Source organism: Streptomyces sp. SM1 (genome assembly GCF_002910825.1).
Classification (GTDB): domain Bacteria; phylum Actinomycetota; class Actinomycetes; order Streptomycetales; family Streptomycetaceae; genus Streptomyces; species Streptomyces okerensis.
Genome location: NZ_NEUB01000359.1, coordinates 1 through 16,816, shown reverse-complemented (window position 1 = coordinate 16,816; position 16,816 = coordinate 1). Strand labels below are relative to the sequence as shown.

The 16,816-nt window shown below is 71.3% G+C and carries 13 protein-coding genes; 2 read left to right on the top strand and 11 right to left on the bottom strand.

All coding sequences use genetic code 11. The annotated features are described in order from the left end of the window. The coding region (locus B9S61_RS09020; RefSeq protein WP_374936196.1) for a lipopolysaccharide biosynthesis protein at positions 1-1,399 on the bottom strand (1,399 nt) is incomplete at its 3' end. Further along, a complete protein-coding gene (locus B9S61_RS09015) occupies positions 1,392-2,651 on the bottom strand; it encodes a DegT/DnrJ/EryC1/StrS family aminotransferase (RefSeq protein WP_103541787.1) in 1,260 nt (419 codons plus the stop codon). The genes B9S61_RS09020 and B9S61_RS09015, both read right to left, overlap by 8 nt. Positions 2,652-2,947: 296 nt before the next feature. Between B9S61_RS09015 and fahA the strand changes: the two genes are divergently transcribed. Together fahA and B9S61_RS09005 are read left to right on the top strand one after the other, a co-directional pair. Further along, complete coding sequence (fahA, locus tag B9S61_RS09010) at positions 2,948-4,162, top strand: fumarylacetoacetase (protein ID WP_103541786.1); 1,215 nt, start codon at positions 2,948-2,950, stop codon at positions 4,160-4,162. Positions 4,163-4,327: 165 nt separating this feature from the next. Beyond that, a complete protein-coding gene (locus B9S61_RS09005) occupies positions 4,328-5,266 on the top strand; it encodes a M56 family metallopeptidase (protein ID WP_103541785.1) in 939 nt (312 codons plus the stop codon). A 163-nt stretch (positions 5,267-5,429) separates the two neighbouring features. Here B9S61_RS09005 and recQ read toward each other — a convergent pair whose 3' ends face one another. From recQ to B9S61_RS08960, 9 genes are all read right to left on the bottom strand, one after another. Then, entirely contained in the window at positions 5,430-7,394 is a 1,965-nt protein-coding gene (recQ, locus tag B9S61_RS09000) for a DNA helicase RecQ (protein ID WP_103541784.1), read from the bottom strand. Between the two features lie 182 nt (positions 7,395-7,576). Continuing rightward, positions 7,577-9,235 (bottom strand): NADH-quinone oxidoreductase subunit NuoN, encoded by a 1,659-nt coding sequence (gene nuoN / locus B9S61_RS08995; RefSeq protein ID WP_103541783.1) that lies wholly within the window; start codon positions 9,233-9,235, stop codon positions 7,577-7,579. Next, complete coding sequence (locus B9S61_RS08990; protein ID WP_103541782.1) at positions 9,232-10,842, bottom strand: NADH-quinone oxidoreductase subunit M; 1,611 nt, start codon at positions 10,840-10,842, stop codon at positions 9,232-9,234. The genes nuoN and B9S61_RS08990 overlap by 4 nt, the downstream gene beginning before the upstream one ends. A gap of 5 nt (positions 10,843-10,847) precedes the next feature. Beyond that, entirely contained in the window at positions 10,848-12,812 is a 1,965-nt protein-coding gene (gene nuoL, locus B9S61_RS08985) for an NADH-quinone oxidoreductase subunit L (RefSeq protein ID WP_103541781.1), read from the bottom strand. A 14-nt stretch (positions 12,813-12,826) separates the two neighbouring features. After that, complete coding sequence (gene nuoK, locus B9S61_RS08980; RefSeq protein ID WP_037929353.1) at positions 12,827-13,126, bottom strand: NADH-quinone oxidoreductase subunit NuoK; 300 nt, start codon at positions 13,124-13,126, stop codon at positions 12,827-12,829. Next, positions 13,123-13,965, bottom strand: a complete 843-nt coding sequence (locus tag B9S61_RS08975) for an NADH-quinone oxidoreductase subunit J (RefSeq protein ID WP_103541780.1) — start codon at positions 13,963-13,965, stop codon at positions 13,123-13,125. The genes nuoK and B9S61_RS08975 overlap by 4 nt, the downstream gene beginning before the upstream one ends. Then, positions 13,962-14,603, bottom strand: a complete 642-nt coding sequence (nuoI, locus tag B9S61_RS08970) for an NADH-quinone oxidoreductase subunit NuoI (RefSeq protein ID WP_103541779.1) — start codon at positions 14,601-14,603, stop codon at positions 13,962-13,964. The genes B9S61_RS08975 and nuoI overlap by 4 nt, the downstream gene beginning before the upstream one ends. Beyond that, positions 14,596-15,972, bottom strand: a complete 1,377-nt coding sequence (gene nuoH / locus B9S61_RS08965) for an NADH-quinone oxidoreductase subunit NuoH (protein WP_103541778.1) — start codon at positions 15,970-15,972, stop codon at positions 14,596-14,598. Before nuoH ends, nuoI begins: the two co-directional genes overlap by 8 nt. Continuing rightward, positions 15,969-16,816: molybdopterin-dependent oxidoreductase (locus B9S61_RS08960; RefSeq protein ID WP_181007302.1), on the bottom strand; the 848-nt coding region annotated here is incomplete at its 5' end. The genes nuoH and B9S61_RS08960, both read right to left, overlap by 4 nt.

Sequence of the window (16,816 nt, the reverse complement as noted above, 5' to 3'; positions counted from 1 at the left end):
GGCCGGTGCCGTACCCGGCGGTGGCGTTCAGCCGGGCCCAGCGCGTGCCGTAGCCGGGTGCGGCGGCGGACCGGTCGACGGGCCCCCCGCTGGTGTCGCGCAGCGCCGCACGCAGCCCGAACACCGAGACGACCGCGATCAGCGTCATGCTGATCAGCACCGCCCAGCCGGCCCCCGCGATCCCCGCCGGGGTGAACAGCACGGCCGCGCTGCCCAGTACCAGCGCGCACATCGCCCCCTGGAGCACGGCGAGCACACCGGTGCGCCCCTGCACCCGCAGCACCCCGATGTACAGCTCCACGAACACCCGGGGCAGTGCCCCGAGGGCGAGCAGGCGCAGCACCGTCGAGCCGTGCTCGGCGTAGTCCGGGCTGAACGGCGTGAGGATCTGCGGCGCGAGCACGACGAGCACCAGCACCACCGGGACCAGCAGCAGCGTCATCCGGCGCAGCGCTCCCCGCACCCCCTCGGCGAGCTGCCGCGGATCGTGCGAGGCGTGCGCGGTGAGCGACGAGGCCATGTTGATGGCCATGAACTCCATCGTGCCGCCGACGGTGTACGCCACGTAGAAGTAGCCGTTCTCCGCGGCGCTGAAGCGGACCGCGACCATCACGGGCAGCAGGTTGATCATCGCCAGGCTGAACAGCGCGCCGAGCGAGTCGCCGGCCAGGAAGCGGCCCATGCTCCGCAGACCGGGCGGTTCCACGTCCCGGTCCGCCGCGGCCTGGCGGGGGATGAGCCGGCGGAAGATCAGCCAGCCCAGCGGCAGGGTGGAGAACGCGATGGCCACGGCCCAGGACACGAAGATGCCCAGCACGGGCAGCGCACTCGCGAAGACGGCCAGCAGCACCAGCTTCCCGACGGAGAACATGGCGTTCCCGGCCGGCACCCACTCGGCCCTGCGCAGCCCGGTGAGCACCCCGTCCTGGAGGGTGAGCAGCGCCCACGCCACACACGCCGCGACGAACAGCGCCGCGGCCGGCGGTGCGCCGAGAGGTGCGTAGGAGGAGCCCCACCGGTCGAGCGTGAGCAGGAAGACGCCGGCTGCCAGCGCCACGACCACCGAACTCGCCCCGTACACCCCCCACACCAGGCGTCCGGTCCCACGGCCCGCGCGTGGTACGAAGCGGACCACGGCACCGATCATCGTGGTCGCCGTGATGCCGGCGAGCAACCGCATCGCGGCGATCGCGGCGGAACCCTGGCCGACGGCGTCCTCGGAGTAGTAGCGGGCGGCGGCGAGCCAGAACCCCAGCCCGAGGACCGCCGACACTCCCGTGCTGAGCATCAGGAAGTAGGCGTTCTTGAACAGGGAGCCGGAGTCGGACGTCCTCCCGGCGGGCGGCGGGTGCCCGCCGGAGCGCGCCGTCGCCGGCTCCTGTACCTGGATGTCAGTCACCGAACGGCCCCGGCCCGTCGGACCCCGCCCCCGGCCGGGTCAGGTCCCCGGGCGGATCGGCCGGCCGCGCGCCGGACCGCTCCAGCACGTCGATGATCTCCCGGGCCCGCAGCGGGTCCGCCGGAAGCGCGTGGCGCGCGAACCAGCGGGCCGCGCCGGGGGCGGGCGACAGGTCCGTGAACATCTCCCCGGCGGTGTCGTCGAGGGGCGGGTCGTAGAGGTAGCCGACGGCGATCCCGCGGCGTGCCAGCGCCGCGACCGCCGCATCCCGGTCGGCCACGAACAGCGGCACCCGGAACAGCGGTTGCGCCTCGCTCCCCGCGCGCGGCCGGGCCCACCGCGTCGACGACAGCAGCTCGGTCCCGTCCCGGGACCTCGTCAGTACCCGGTCCAGCCGTCCGAGGCTGCGCCGGATCCGCCGCAGCCGCAGCGGGCCGGACCTCAGCCGGTAGGTGTGCATGTCGACGCGGACCCAGGGGTCGAACGCGGTCAGGTCCGGGGCCGCGCCGACGGCCCGGACCAGCGCGTCCGGACGCAGCGGCATCCTGATCCCGTCGCGCTCCGCCAGTCCCAGCAGCCCCGTCGCGGACCGGGCGGCCCGCCGCAGTCCCAGTCCGCGCACGGCCGCCTCGGCGTACGGCCGGACGGCATAGGCGAGTTCGGACGACGCCCGGCCCGCGGTGAGCAGGTGCTCGCAGGTGCCGCGCACGGCATCGCCCCGGCCGGCGTCGGAGAGGGACAGGATGCCGCCCGCCTGGGCACCGGCGTGTTTGGACAGGCTGAAGACGGAGGCCTCGCCCCAGGTGCCGACCGGCCGCCCGCCCACCTCGCTGCCGATCGCGTGCGCCGCGTCCTCGAACAACGGGATGCCCAGCGCGTCACAGCGCGCCCGCAGCTCCGGTGCCGGGTCCGGGTTGCCGTACAGGTTCGTGGTCAGTACGGCGGAGAGCGAGTTCCATGTCTCCTCGGGCACGGCGGCGATGTCGATGGACGCGTCGAGCGGATGCAACGGCGCCTGCACCGGCCGCAGTCCGGCGGCCAGCACCACGAAGAGGATGACGTCGTCGTTGACCGGCGACATCAGTACCCGGCCGCCCGGCGGGCACCAGTGCCGCAGCGCCACGTACAGCCCGAACCTGCATGACGGCACGTACACACATTCCCGGCCGAGCCGGCCGCGCATGGTCTCTTCCAGCCGTTTCGGCCGCGAGTCCGAGCGCGCCCAGCGCGGGCCGGCCTCCCCCATGGCCATCCGCCCCCCCCTGTGTGCCGTCGGAACGCCCCCTCCCCGAGGCCTTCCGGCACCCGCCCAGAGTCGCCCTGTTCGCACCGCTCCGTCAAGATTGCGTCCCCTCCTGTGGATAACCTCCGGTACGCAAGGGGAAGCGGCACATGACGCCCTTGCCACCCTGTGCTCCACGCCCACGCGCCCGTCCCGCCGCCGCACCACCCCTCCCGCTCTGCACAAGACCGCCGCGGCACCCGTAACGTGTGGCACGGCCACGGACACGTGGAGCACCTGCGCACACGAAAGCGAGGCAGCACCCGATGCCCCCCTTCGATGTCCCCGAGGGCGACCCCTTCGGCCCGCACAACCTGCCGTACGGCGTGTTCTCGCCCCCCGGCTCGTCGGAGCGGACCGTCGGTGTCCGGCTCGGCGACCATGTCCTCGACGCCGGCGCGGCGGCGCACGCCCTGGGCTCCCCCTACGCCTCCCTGCTCGCCCGGCCGGCCCTGAACCCGCTGCTGGCGGCGGGCCGTACGGCCTGGTCGGACGTGCGGCGGGCGCTGACCGCCTGGGTGACCGTCCCCGCGCACCGGGAGACCGTCGAGCCGCTGTTCCACCCGCTGTCCGAGGTGACCCTGCACCTCCCCTTCGAGGTCGCCGACTACGTGGACTTCTACGCCTCGGAGAACCACGCCCGGAACGTCGGCCAGATCTTCCGCCCCGACGCCGCCGACTCGCTGACCCCCAACTGGAAGCACCTGCCGATCGGCTACCACGGCCGGTCCGGCACGGTCGTGGTCTCCGGCACCGACGTCATCCGCCCCTCCGGCCAGCGCAAGGCGCCCGCCGACGCCGCCCCCGTCTTCGGACCGTCCGTCCGGCTGGACATCGAGGCCGAGGTCGGCTTCGTGGTCGGCGCGCCGTCCGAGCTGGGCCGGCCGGTGCCGCTCGGCGACTACCGCGACCACGTCTTCGGCCTCTGCCTCCTCAACGACTGGTCCGCCCGCGACGTCCAGGCCTGGGAGTACGTCCCCCTCGGCCCGTTCCTCGGCAAGTCCTTCACCACCTCGGTGTCGGCCTGGATCACCCCGCTGGACACCCTGGAGGAGGCCCGCGTGGCACCCCCGGAGCGCACCCACGAGCTGCTGCCGTACCTGGACGACGCCGGCGAGGAACCCGGCGGGTACGACCTGCGGATCACCGTCACCGTCAACGGCCACGTCGTCTCCGAGCCTCCGTTCTCCACCATGTACTGGACGGCCGCCCAGCAGCTCGCCCACATGACCGTCAACGGCGCCTCCCTGCGCACCGGCGACCTGTACGGCTCCGGCACGGTGAGCGGCCCCACCGAGCGGGAACGCGGCTCACTGCTGGAACTGACCTGGAACGGCCGCGATCCCCTGGAACTCCCGGACGGCAAGCGGACCTTCCTCGAGGACGGCGACGTGGTGACGCTGTCCGCCTGGGCACCGGGCCCGGACGGCGTGCGCGTGGGCCTCGGCGAGGTCACGGGACGGGTGGTCCCCGCGCCCTGACCCTTCCGGCCCTGCCCGATCCCCCGACACCCCTGACTCGCACCGCCCTTCGCCGCCATAATCGGCGTGGGGCGGTGTGCGCGTCTCCGCGCCCGCGCGCCCCTTTCTCACGCCCGCCCGCACGCCCCCGAGCCGCCCCTTCCGACAGGATCCGGAGCCCGTGGCATGGCCTTCTGCCTGCTCCTGCTGAGTGTTGTCGCCGTGACGGCCGCCGTACCCGTCCCCCGGGTGCTGACCCGGGCGACCTGGCCGGAACGGGAGCCGGTGGTCGGGCTGTGGGTATGGCAGTGCCTGGTCGCCACCGTGCTGCTGTGCTGTCTGACGGCTCTCGCGCTGGGCGCCGCGGCCGTCTTCGGCACCGTCCGCGCCCAGCTCTTCGCTCCGGCCCCGCCCGCCGTGACCGAGGCCTACGACCTGTCGGCCGCCTCACCCTGGACGACCGTCCTCACCGTGCTGCTCGCCTGCGGGGCGGCCTGGACGGCGGCCGTGCTCGGACGCGAACTGGTCGAGGCCCACCGCCGCCGCGCCCGGTCCCGGGCACATCTGCGGGAGCGTGCCCCCGACCTGCCCGCCGGACTCCCCGCCTCGCGCGGTCCCCTGCTGGTCCTGGAGGACGAGTACCCGGACGCCTGGTGGATGTCCGGCAGTCCGCCACAGCTGATCGTCACCACCGGCGCCCTGCGGCGCCTCACCGGCCACCAGCTCGACGCCGTCCTCACCCATGAGCGGGGCCACGCCCGCGCCCGCCACGACTGGCTGCTGCACCTCTCCACGGCACTGGCCACCGGTTTCCCGCGGATCCCGCTGTTCGCCCACTTCTGCGACCAGACCCACCGCCTGGTCGAGCTGTCCGCCGACGACACGGCCTCCCGCCGCTGCGGCCATCGGACCACCGCCCTGGCGCTGATCGAGCTCAACCAGCACCGGGGTGTGCTCTCCTGCTCCTCCAGCCACCGCCTGCTGGGTGAGCGCGTCGACCGCCTCCTGGAACCCCCGCCCCGCCTCGGCCGCCGCCACCGCGCCCTGACCACCACCGCGGCGGCCCTGGTCCCCCTCGTCCCTCTCCTGATCACCTTCGCCCCGGGCCTGACGGCCCTCCAGTAGCCGCCGCGCGCCCCGGTAGCCGGGCCTTCCCGGGGGCGGCACCCGCAGGGCGGCACGGATGAGCGGTGGGCTGCCTCCCGCTCGGACACGGTCGGGAGCCGGGGGCGGGGGGCGCCCCCGGCTGACCGCGCCGGCATCCCCGCCCGGCCCGAGCCCGCGGCCGCTACATCCAGCCGTCGGGCTCCGGCTCCTCCTCGGGCCAGTCGTCCGGGCGCCCCGGGTCGTCGGTTGTCACACCGGCTCCCGCGTCCCCCGGCCGCGTCAGCCCGGCCAGCACCGCCACCACTCCCTCCCCGTACGTCGCCAGCTTCTTCTCGCCCACCCCGCTGATCCCCCCGAGCTCGCCCACCGAGGTGGGCCACACCGTGGCGATCTCCCGGAGGGTCGCGTCGTGGAAGATGACATACGCCGGGACCCCCTGCTCCCGCGCCTGCTCCGCACGCCAGGCCCGCAGCGCCTCGAACGCCGGCCCGAGCTCCGAGGGCAGCTCGGCGGCGGCGGCCTTGGCCTTGCGCTCGCCCCGCCCTGACCCGGTCCGCGAGCCGACCGGCTTCTTCGGCTCCTTGCGCAGCGGCACCTCCCGCTCCCGCCGCAGCACCGCCCCGCTCTCCTCGGTCAGCACCAGCGTGCCGTACTCCCCCTCGACCGCGAGCAGTCCCTGGGCGAGCAACTGCCGGACGACGCCCCGCCACTCGGCCTCGCTCAGGTCCTCACCGATGCCGAACACCGACAGCTGGTCGTGGTCGAACTGGATGACCTTGGCCGTGCGCCGCCCCAGCAGGATGTCCACGATCTGCACCGCGCCGAACTTCTGCCCGCGCTCGCGCTGCAGCCGCACCACCGCCGACAGGACCTTCTGCGCCGCGACCGTCCCGTCCCAGGTCTCCGGCGGAACGAGGCAGGTGTCGCAGTTGCCGCAGCCCGCCGGGGCCGGCTCCTGGCCGAAGTAGGCGAGGAGCTGCCCGCGCCGGCACCGCACGGTCTCGCACAGCGCCAGCATCGAGTCCAGATGCTGATGGGACCGCCGCCGGAACGCCTCCTCGCCCTCCCCCGACTGGATCAGCTTCCGCTGCTGTATGACGTCGTTCAGCCCGTACGCCATCCAGGCCGTGGACGGCAGTCCGTCACGCCCCGCGCGCCCGGTCTCCTGGTAGTAGCCCTCGACCGACTTGGGCAGGTCGAGGTGGGCGACGAATCTGACGTCCGGTTTGTCGATGCCCATGCCGAAGGCGATGGTCGCCACCACGACCAGCCCCTCCTCCCGCAGGAACCTCGCCTGATGCGCGGCGCGCGTCCCCGCGTCGAGCCCGGCGTGGTACGGCACCGCCTCGATGCCGTTGCGCGAGAGGAACTCCGCCGTCTTCTCCACGGAGTTGCGCGACAGGCAGTACACGATGCCCGCGTCGCCCGCGTGCTCCTCGCTCAGGAAACTCAGCAGCTGCTTCCGGGGGTCGGCCTTGGGCACGATCCGGTACTGGATGTTGGGCCGGTCGAAGCTGGCCACGAAATGCCGGGCCTCCGGCATCCTGAGCCGGTCGGTGATCTCCCGGTGCGTGGCGTCCGTGGCGGTCGCCGTGAGCGCGAGCCGGGGGACCTCCGGCCACCGCTCGCCCAGCAGGGAGAGGGCGAGGTAGTCCGGCCGGAAGTCGTGTCCCCACTGGGACACGCAGTGCGCCTCGTCGATGGCGAAGACGGAGATCTTGCCGCGCGAGAGCAGATCCAGGCTGCTCTCCATCCGCAGCCGCTCCGGAGCGAGGTACAGCAGGTCCAGCTCACCGGCGAGGAACTCCGCCTCGACGGTCCGCCGCTCGTCGAAGTCCTGCGTGGAGTTCATGAACCCCGCGCGCACGCCCAGTGCCCGCAGCGCGTCCACCTGGTCCTGCATCAGGGCGATCAGCGGTGAGACGACGACCCCCGTACCCGGTCTGACCAGGGCCGGAATCTGGTAGCACAGCGACTTGCCACCGCCGGTCGGCATGAGCACGACGGCGTCGCCGCCCGCGATCACATGCTCGACCACCGCTTCCTGCTCACCGCGGAAGGCCTCGTACCCGAAGACCCGGTGCAGCACCGCCAGTGCCTCACCATCCGTCACTGCCATCTCGGCGACACCGCCCGTCCCCTGCATCGTCCCGTCCCCCGTACGTCGTCCCTCGACCACTGCGTCCACGATAGGCGCCCGCACCGACAGCCCCGGAGTTGTCCACAGGGTCGCCGGAGACTGCGGTGTGTCCCGGCGCCCGCCCACGGCAGCGGCCCGGCACCCCGTCCACCGGGGTACCGGGCCGCTTTCTCGTCCTGCGGCGCGGGTCAGCGCACGAACACCCCCGCGTCCCCGGCCAGCTCCAGGAAGTACTGCGGTGCCACGCCGAGCACCACCGTGACCGCCACGCCGACCCCGATCGCCGTCATCGTCAGCGGTGACGGCACCGCGACGGTCGGGCCCTCGGGGTGCGGCTCGCTGAAGAACATCAGGACGATGACGCGGATGTAGAAGAACGCCGCGATGGCCGAGGCGATCACACCGACCACGACCAGCGGGACGGCTCCACCCTCCGCCGCCGCCTTGAACACGGCGAACTTCCCGGTGAACCCGGAGGTCAGCGGGATGCCCGCGAAGGCCAGCAGGAACACCGCGAACACCGCCGCCACCAGCGGGGAGCGACGGCCGAGCCCCGCCCACTTGGACAGGTGCGTCGCCTCACCGCCGGCGTCCCGGACCAGCGTGACCACCGCGAACGCGCCGATCGTCACGAACGAGTACGCCGCCAGGTAGAACAGCACCGACGAGATGCCCGACGGTGTGGCCGCGATGACACCCGCGAGGATGAAGCCCGCGTGCGAGATCGCCGAGTACGCCAGCAGCCGCTTGATGTCGGTCTGTGTGATCGCGACGATCGCACCGACCACCATGGTGACGATGGCGACGGCCCACATGACCGGCCGCCAGTCCCAGCGCAGGCCCGGCAGCACGACGTACAGGATCCGCAGCAGCGCGCCGAACGCCGCCACCTTGGTCGCCGCCGCCATGAAGCCCGTCACCGGCGTCGGGGCGCCCTGGTACACGTCGGGCGTCCACATGTGGAAGGGCACGGCGCCGACCTTGAACAGCAGGCCCATGACCACCAGCGCGGCACCGACCAGCAGCAGCGCGTCGTTGCCCATGGTGCCGGCGAGCGCCGGGGTGACATCGGTGACGGTGCCCTCGACGACCTGCGCGATCACCGCGTACGACATCGAGCCCGCGTAGCCGTACAGCAGGGCGATGCCGAACAGCATGAACGCGGAGGCGAAGGCGCCGAGGAGGAAGTACTTGACCGCCGCCTCCTGCGACATCAGCCGCTTGCGGCGGGCCAGCGCGCACATCAGGTACAGCGGCAGCGAGAGGACCTCCAGCGCCACGAACAGCGTCAGCAGGTCGTTGGCCGCCGGGAAGACGAGCATGCCGGCGACCGCGAAGAGCAGCAGCGGGAACACCTCGGTGGTGGTGAACCCGGCCTTGACGGCCTTCTTCTCGCTGTCGCTGCCCGGTACGGCCGCGGCCTGCGCGGCGAAGGAGTCGACGCGGTTGCCGTGCGCCTCCGGATCGAGCCGGCGCTCGGCGAAGGTGAACAGCCCGACCAGGGCCGTCAGCAGGATGGTGCCCTGCAGGAACAGGGCCGGTCCGTCGACGGCGATGGCGCCCATCGCCGCGATGCCCGCCTTGGTCGTGGCGTAGCCGTTCACGGCGAGTGCCACGACCGCGGCGAACGCGGCGACGAGCGCGACCACGGAGACGAACAACTGTACGTAGTAGCGGGACTTCCGCGGTACGAACGCCTCGACCGCGATCCCGATGATCGCCGCACCGACGACGATCAGGGTGGGGGCGAGCTGCCCGTATTCGATCTTCGGCGCGTCGATCTTCGAGATCGGGTCTACCGCGGCCGCCGTTGTCCACAGGCTGTGGACGGCTGCTGTTGCGCTCACTTGGCCGCCTCCACCTCGGGCTGGGGGTCCTTCTTCTCAAGGTCGGACATGGTCTGCTTCACCGCCGGGTTCACGATGTCCGTGACGGGCTTCGGATAGACGCCCAGGAAGACCAGCAGCACGACCAGCGGCGCCACCACCGCGATCTCCCGCACCCGCAGGTCGGGCATGGTGGCCACCTCGGGCTTCACCGGGCCGGTCATCGTCCGCTGGTAGAGGACGAGAACGTAGAGCGCGGCGAGCACGATGCCGAAGGTGGCGATGATCCCGATCACCGGGTAGCGCGTGAACGTGCCGACCAGGACCAGGAACTCGCTGACGAAGGGCGCGAGCCCCGGCAGCGAGAGGGTCGCGAGCCCGCCGATCAGGAACGTGCCGGCGAGCACCGGGGCGACCTTCTGCACACCGCCGTAGTCGGCGATGAGCCGCGAACCGCGCCGCGAGATCAGGAACCCGGCGATCAGCATCAGCACGGCCGTCGAGATGCCGTGGTTGACCATGTACAGCGTCGCGCCGGACTGGCCCTGGCTGGTCATGGCGAAGATGCCCATGATGATGAAGCCGAAGTGCGAGATCGACGCGTAGGCGATCAGCCGCTTGATGTCGCGCTGGCCGACCGCGAGCAGTGCTCCGTAGATGATGCTGACGACCGCCAGGACGAGAACGACCGGCGTCGCCCACTTGCTGGCCTCGGGGAACAGCCCCAGGCAGAAGCGGAGCATCGCGAAGGTGCCCACCTTGTCGACGACCGCCGTGATCAGCACGGCCACCGGCGCGGTGGATTCCTGCATGGCGTTGGGCAGCCAGGTGTGCAGCGGCCACAGCGGCGCCTTCACCGCGAAGGCGAAGAAGAAGCCGAGGAACAGCCAGCGCTCGGTGCCGGTCGACATCTCCAGCGTGCCGTTGGCCCGTGCCTCGGCGATCTCGGGGAGCGAGAAGTTCCCGGCGACCACGTACAGCCCGATCACCGCGGCCAGCATGATCAGACCGCCGGCCAGGTTGTAGAGCAGAAACTTCACGGCCGCGTACGACCGCTGGGTCGCCCCCTTCTCCTCGCCGTGCTCGTGGGCACGGTCCCCGAAGCCGCCGATCAGGAAGTACAGCGGGATCAGCATGGCTTCGAAGAAGATGTAGAAGAGGAAGACGTCGGTGGCCTCGAAGGAGAGAATCACCATCGCCTCGACGGCGAGGATCAGGGCGAAGAAGCCCTGCGTCGGCCGCCACCTCTTGTTACCGGTCTCCTTGGGGTCTCCCCCGCTCGAACGAAGTTGAGAGCTTGGGGAAGGGTCGGCGTCGTGCCACCCCGCCAGGACGATGAACGGGATCAGCAGGGCGGTCAGCGCGATCAGCGCGACCGCGATGCCGTCCACACCCAGTTCGTACCGGACACCGAAGTCCGCGATCCAGGCGTGGGACTCGGTGAGCTGGTAGCGGTCGCCGCCCGGGTCGAACCGCACCAGGACGACGATCGCCAGGACGAGTGTGGCGAGCGAGAACAGCAGGGCAAGCCACTTGGCCGCCGTGCGCCTCGCGGCCGGTACGGCGGCCGTGGCGATCGCCCCGATGGCCGGGAGCGCCGCCGTCGCTGTCAGCAGAGGAAAGGACATCGGTATCAGACCGCCCTCATCAGCAGCGTCGCGGCGACGATGACCGCCGCGCCGCCGAACATGGAGACCGCGTAGGACCGCACGAAACCGGTCTGCAGCCTGCGCATCCGCCCGGACAGGCCGCCCATGGAGGCCGCCGTGCCGTTGACCACCCCGTCGACCAGGGTGTGGTCGACGTACACCAGCGAGCGGGTGAGGTGCTCGCCGCCGCGGACCAGCACCACATGGTTGAAGTCGTCCTGGAGCAGGTCGCGCCGGGCGGCCCGGGTGAGCAGCGACCCGCGCGGGGCGACGGCCGGCACCGGACGGCGCCCGTACTGGGCCCAGGCGACCGCCACGCCGATGACCATCACCGCGACCGTGGCGGCGGTCACCGTCATGGCGCTGACCGGCGCGTGGCCGTGGTCGTGCCCGGTGATGGGTTCCAGCCAGTGCACGAAGCGGTCACCGATGCTGAAGATGCCGCCGGCGAAGACCGAACCGAAGGCGAGCACGATCATCGGGATCGTCATGCTCTTCGGCGACTCGTGCGGATGCGGCGGGGTGTACTCGCCGCGCGTCTCGGCGGCCGGCTCCACGTCCGGGGCGGCCGGGGACGGCGTCGGCGCGTTGCGCCAGCGCTCCTCGCCGAAGAACGTCATCAGCATCACGCGCGTCATGTAGTACGCGGTGATGGCCGCGCCCAGCAGGGCGCAGGCGCCGAAGATCCAGCCCTGGGTGCCGCCCTTGGCGAACGCCGCCTCGATGATCATGTCCTTGGAGAAGAAGCCGGACAGGCCCGGGAAGCCGATGATCGCGAGATAGCCGAGGCCGAAGGTGATGAACGTGACCGGCATGTACTTGCGCAGGCCGCCGTAGCGGCGCATGTCGACCTCGTCGTTCATCCCGTGCATCACGGAACCGGCGCCGAGGAACAGCCCGGCCTTGAAGAAGCCGTGCGTCACCAGGTGCATGATCGCGAAGACGTAGCCGATGGGCCCGAGACCCGCGGCGAGGACCATGTAGCCGATCTGCGACATGGTCGAGCCCGCGAGGGCCTTCTTGATGTCGTCCTTCGCGCAACCGACGATCGCACCGAACAGCAGCGTGACCGCTCCGACGATGGCGACGACCAGCTGGGCGTCGGGAGCGCCGTTGAAGATCGCCCCCGAACGGACGATCAGATAGACGCCCGCCGTCACCATGGTCGCGGCGTGGATCAGGGCCGAGACCGGGGTCGGGCCCTCCATCGCGTCCCCGAGCCAGGACTGCAGCGGCACCTGCGCGGACTTGCCGCAGGCGGCGAGGAGCAGCATCAGGGCGATGGCGGTGAGCTTGCCCTCGCCGGCCTCGCCCGCGAGCGCGGCCTCCCCGTGGCCGCCGAGCACCGGCCCGAAGGCGAAGGTGCCGAACCACAGGAACATCAGCATGATCGCGATCGACAGGCCCATGTCGCCGACGCGGTTGACCAGGAAGGCCTTCTTCGCGGCCGTGGCCGCGCCGGGTTTGTGCTGCCAGAAGCCGATCAGCAGGTAGGAGGCGAGACCGACGCCCTCCCAGCCGACGTACAGCAGCAGGTAGTTGTCGGCGAGGACGAGGATCAGCATCGCCGCGAGGAACAGGTTCAGGTAGCCGAAGAAGCGGCGGCGCCGCTCGTCGTGCTCCATGTACCCGATGGAGTACAGGTGGATCAGCGAGCCGACGCCGGTGATCAGCAGGACGAACGTCATCGACAGCTGGTCGAGCCGGAAGGCGACGTCGGCCTGGAAACCCTCCACCGGGATCCAGCTGAACAGGTGCTGCGTGACGGTGCGTTCTTCGGCGCCCTTGCCCAGCAGGTCGGTGAACAGCACCAGGCCGAGCGTGAAGGAGACGGCCGCGAGCAGCGTGCCGATCCAGTGGCCGACGGCGTCCAGCCGGCGTCCGCCGCACAGCAGGACCACCGCTCCGAGCAGGGGCGCCGCCACCAGCAGCGCAATCAGGTTCTCCACGATTCAGCGACCCCTTACAGCTTCATCAGGCTGGCGTCGTCGACCGAGGCCGAGTGGCGGGAACGGAACAGGGACACGATGATCGCCAGCCCGACCACGACCTCCGCGGCGGCCACCACCATCGTGAAGAAGGCGATGACCTGGCCGTCGAGGTTGCCGTGCATCCGGGAGAAGGCGACGAAGGCGAGGTTGCAGGCGTTGAGCATCAGCTCGACGCACATGAACACGACGATCGCGTTGCGCCGGATCAGCACACCGGTGGCGCCGATCGTGAACAGCAGCGCTGCCAGGTACAGATAGTTGACGGGATTCACTTCGACGCCTCCTCGGCCCGCTTGAACGTCGGCGGATCGATCGCCGTGCGCTCCAGGCGCTCCTCCGCGCGCTGCTCCATCGCCCGCAGGTCGTTGATCGCCTCCTGCGACACGTCACGCACCTGACCGCGGTCCCGCAGCGTCTTGCTGACGGTGAGGTCGGACGGCGTGCCGTCGGGCAGCAGGCCCGCGATGTCCACGGCGTTGTGCCGGGCGTAGACGCCGGGCGCCGGGAGCGGCGGCAGGTACTTGCCGTCGCGCACGCGCTGTTCGGCCAGCTCCCGCTGGGTCTTGGCGCGCGCGGTGCGCTCCCGGTGGGTGAGCACCATGGCGCCGACGGCGGCCGTGATGAGCAGGGCGCCGGTGATCTCGAACGCGAAGACGTACTTGGTGAACAGAAGGGCCGCGAGGCCCTCCACGTTGCCGCCCGCGTTCGCCTCGCCGATGCCGTTGAACTCGCTGAGCGAGGCGTTCCCGATCCCGCCGATCAGCAGGATGCCGAAGCCGAGACCGCACAGCAGGGCCAGCCAGCGCTGGCCCTTGATGGTCTCCTTCAGCGAGTCGGCCGCGGTGACGCCGACCAGCATCACCACGAACAGGAACAGCATCATGATCGCGCCGGTGTAGACGACGATCTGGACGACGCCCAGGAAGTAGGCGCCGTTGGCCAGGTAGAACACCGCCAGGATGATCATGGTCCCGGCGAGGCAGAGGGCGCTGTGCACGGCCCGCCGCATGAACACGGTGCACAGGGCGCCGATCACGGCGACCGTGCCGAGGACCCAGAACTGGAAGGCCTCTCCGGTGGAGGTGGAGTAGGCGGCGAGCTGGCCGGTCATCGCCCGATCACCTTCTCCGACGCCGGTTCCTCCGCGCCGAAGGTCGAGGCGGCCTCCTGCACCACCTCGCCCTTGGAGTGGGCGGCCTGCTGCTCCGTACCGGGCGCGGCCTCGGTCACCAGACCCCGGTAGTAGTCCTGTTCGTCGGTGCCCGGGTACATGGCGTGCGGCGAGTCGACCATGCCCTCGTCCAGACCGGCGAGCAGCTGCTCCTTGGTGTAGATGAGGTCGGCGCGGCTGGAGTCCGCCAGCTCGAACTCGTTGGTCATGGTCAGCGCGCGTGTGGGGCACGCCTCGATGCACAGGCCGCACAGGATGCAGCGGGCGTAGTTGATCTGGTACACCCGCCCGTACCGCTCGCCGGGCGAGTAGCGCTCCTCCTCGGTGTTGTCCGCGCCCTCGACGTAGATCGCGTCGGCGGGACAGGCCCAGGCGCACAGCTCACAGCCGACGCACTTCTCCAGGCCGTCCGGATGGCGGTTGAGCTGGTGCCGTCCGTGGAAGCGCGGAGCGGTGGTCTTCTGCTGCTCCGGGTACTGCTCGGTCAGCCGCTTCTTGAACATGGCCTTGAAGGTCACGCCGAAGCCGGCCACGGGGTTCAGGAAACCGGGCTTGGTCTCCTTGGGCTCCTCAGCCATCGGACGCCTCCTTTCCATCCGTAGATCCGCCCAGAGATCCGTCACTCTGAGTATCGGGGCCACCACTGACAATCAGCTCCCGCTCGCGGTGCGGGCGGCGCCGGGGCACCGGCGGCAGTTCCTGTCCTGGCAGCGGCGGTACGGGGAATCCGCCCGCCATGGGGTCGAAGGCGGGCGGCTCCTCCGGCTGCTCCGTCTCCTTCGCCCGCGCCCGGAACATGTCGGCGACGAAGGAGAGCAGCAGCAGGGTGAGGACGGCGCCGGCGATGTAGAGCGCGATGTCGGCGAACTCGTAGTTCTCGTTGCGCAGCGCCCGCACGGTGGCGACCGCCATCAGCCACACCAGCGCGACCGGGATGAGCACCTTCCAGCCCAGCTTCATCAGCTGGTCGTAGCGCACCCGCGGCAGCGTGCCGCGCAGCCACACGAAGCAGAACAGCAGGCTCAGCAGCTTGCCGGTGAACCACAGCATCGGCCACCAGCCGTGGTTCGCGCCCTCCCAGAAGGTGCTGACGGGCCACGGGGCCCGCCAGCCGCCCAGGAAGAACGTCACGGCGACGGCCGAGACGGTCACCATGTTGATGTACTCGGCGAGCATGAACATCGCGAACTTGATCGACGAGTACTCCGTGTTGAATCCGCCGACCAGGTCGCCCTCGGACTCCGGCATGTCGAAGGGGGCGCGGTTGACCTCACCCACCATCGTCACGATGTAGATGAGGAAGGAGACCGGCAGCAGCAGGACATACCAGCGGTCGGCCTGCTGCTCGACGATCGTCGACGTCGACATCGACCCCGAGTAGAGGAACACGGAGGCGAACGCCGCGCCCATGGCGATCTCGTACGAGATCATCTGCGCGCAGGAGCGCAGGCCGCCCAGCAGCGGATACGTGGAACCGGAGCTCCAGCCCGCCAGGACGATGCCGTAGATGCCGATCGAGGCGACCGCGAGGATGTAGAGCGCCGCGATCGGCAGGTCGGTGAGCTGCATCGTGGTGCGCTGGCCGAAGATCGAGACCTCGTTGCCGGCCGGCCCGAAGGGGATCACCGCGAACGCCATGAAGGCGGGGATCGCCGCGACGACCGGCGCCAGGACGTACACCGCCTTGTCCGCGCGCTTGACGATGACGTCTTCCTTGAGCATCAGCTTCACGCCGTCGGCGAGCGACTGGAGCATGCCCCAGGGGCCGTGCCGGTTGGGGCCGACGCGCAGCTGCATCCAGGCGACGACCTTGCGCTCCATGACGATGGAGAGCAGCACGGTCACCATCAGGAAGGCGAAGCAGAACACCGCCTTGACGACGACCAGCCACCAGGGATCGCGGCCGAACATCGAGAGGTCTTCAGCGGCGAGGAGGTACGGGCTCATGCCTCCACCTCCTTGGGGGCCTCGCCGGCGGGCGTCGCCGGACCGATGCGGACGAGGGAACCGGGCTGTGCCCCGGTGCCGGAGGCGACCCCGCCACCGACGGAGTTGAGCGGCAGCCACACCACGCGGTCGGGCATCTCGGTGACCGCCAGCGGCAGCTCGACCGCTCCGGCGGTACCGGTCACCGACAGCAGGTCGCCGTCCTTGACGCCGACCTCCGCGGCCGTGGCGGCCGACACCCGCGCGAGGGCGGCGTGCCGGGTACCGGCCAGCGCCTCGTCGCCCAGCTGCAGCAGGCCCTGGTCGAGCAGCAGCCGGTGTCCCGCGAGGACGGCCTCCCCGGCGGCCGGCCGGGGCAGCGCGCTCGCGGTCTCCCGCGGGTCGTCGGCCCGGGACCCGTCCCAGGCACCGAGCCGGTCGAGTTCCGCGCGGATCGTGCGCAGGTCCGGCAGGCCCAGGTGGATGTCCATGGCGTCGGCCAGCATCTGCAGGACGCGCGCATCGGTGGGCGCGACGCGCCGGGTCATCTGTTCGGGCTTGAGCGCCGAGTCGAAGAGGCGGACCCTGCCCTCCCAGTTGAGGAACGTGCCGGCCTTCTCGGCGACCGCGGCGACCGGCAGGACGACGTCGGCGAGTTCGGTGACCTCGCTGGGCCGCAGCTCCAGCGAGACGACGAACCCGGCCTCGGCGAGAGCGGCACGCGCGCGTGCCGGGTCGGGCAGGTCGGCGACCTCCACACCCGCGACCAGCAGCGCCTGGAGCTCACCGCGTGCCGCCGCCTCCACGATCTCACCGGTGTCCCGGCCGTAGCGGTGCGGCAGTTCGGCGACGCCCCACGCGGCGG

Excerpts from the sequence above, each read along its gene's own strand:
- B9S61_RS09015 (WP_103541787.1), bottom strand. The coding sequence starts at position 2,651 with ATGGCCATGGGGGAGGCCGGCCCGCGCTGGGCGCGCTCGGACTCGCGG.
- fahA (WP_103541786.1), top strand. The coding sequence starts at position 2,948 with ATGCCCCCCTTCGATGTCCCCGAGGGCGACCCCTTCGGCCCGCACAAC.
- B9S61_RS09005 (WP_103541785.1), top strand. The coding sequence starts at position 4,328 with ATGGCCTTCTGCCTGCTCCTGCTGAGTGTTGTCGCCGTGACGGCCGCC.
- recQ (WP_103541784.1), bottom strand. The coding sequence starts at position 7,394 with ATGCAGGGGACGGGCGGTGTCGCCGAGATGGCAGTGACGGATGGTGAG.
- B9S61_RS08990 (WP_103541782.1), bottom strand. The coding sequence starts at position 10,842 with ATGTCCTTTCCTCTGCTGACAGCGACGGCGGCGCTCCCGGCCATCGGG.
- B9S61_RS08975 (WP_103541780.1), bottom strand. The coding sequence starts at position 13,965 with ATGACCGGCCAGCTCGCCGCCTACTCCACCTCCACCGGAGAGGCCTTC.
- nuoI (WP_103541779.1), bottom strand. The coding sequence starts at position 14,603 with ATGGCTGAGGAGCCCAAGGAGACCAAGCCCGGTTTCCTGAACCCCGTG.
- nuoH (WP_103541778.1), bottom strand. The coding sequence starts at position 15,972 with ATGAGCCCGTACCTCCTCGCCGCTGAAGACCTCTCGATGTTCGGCCGC.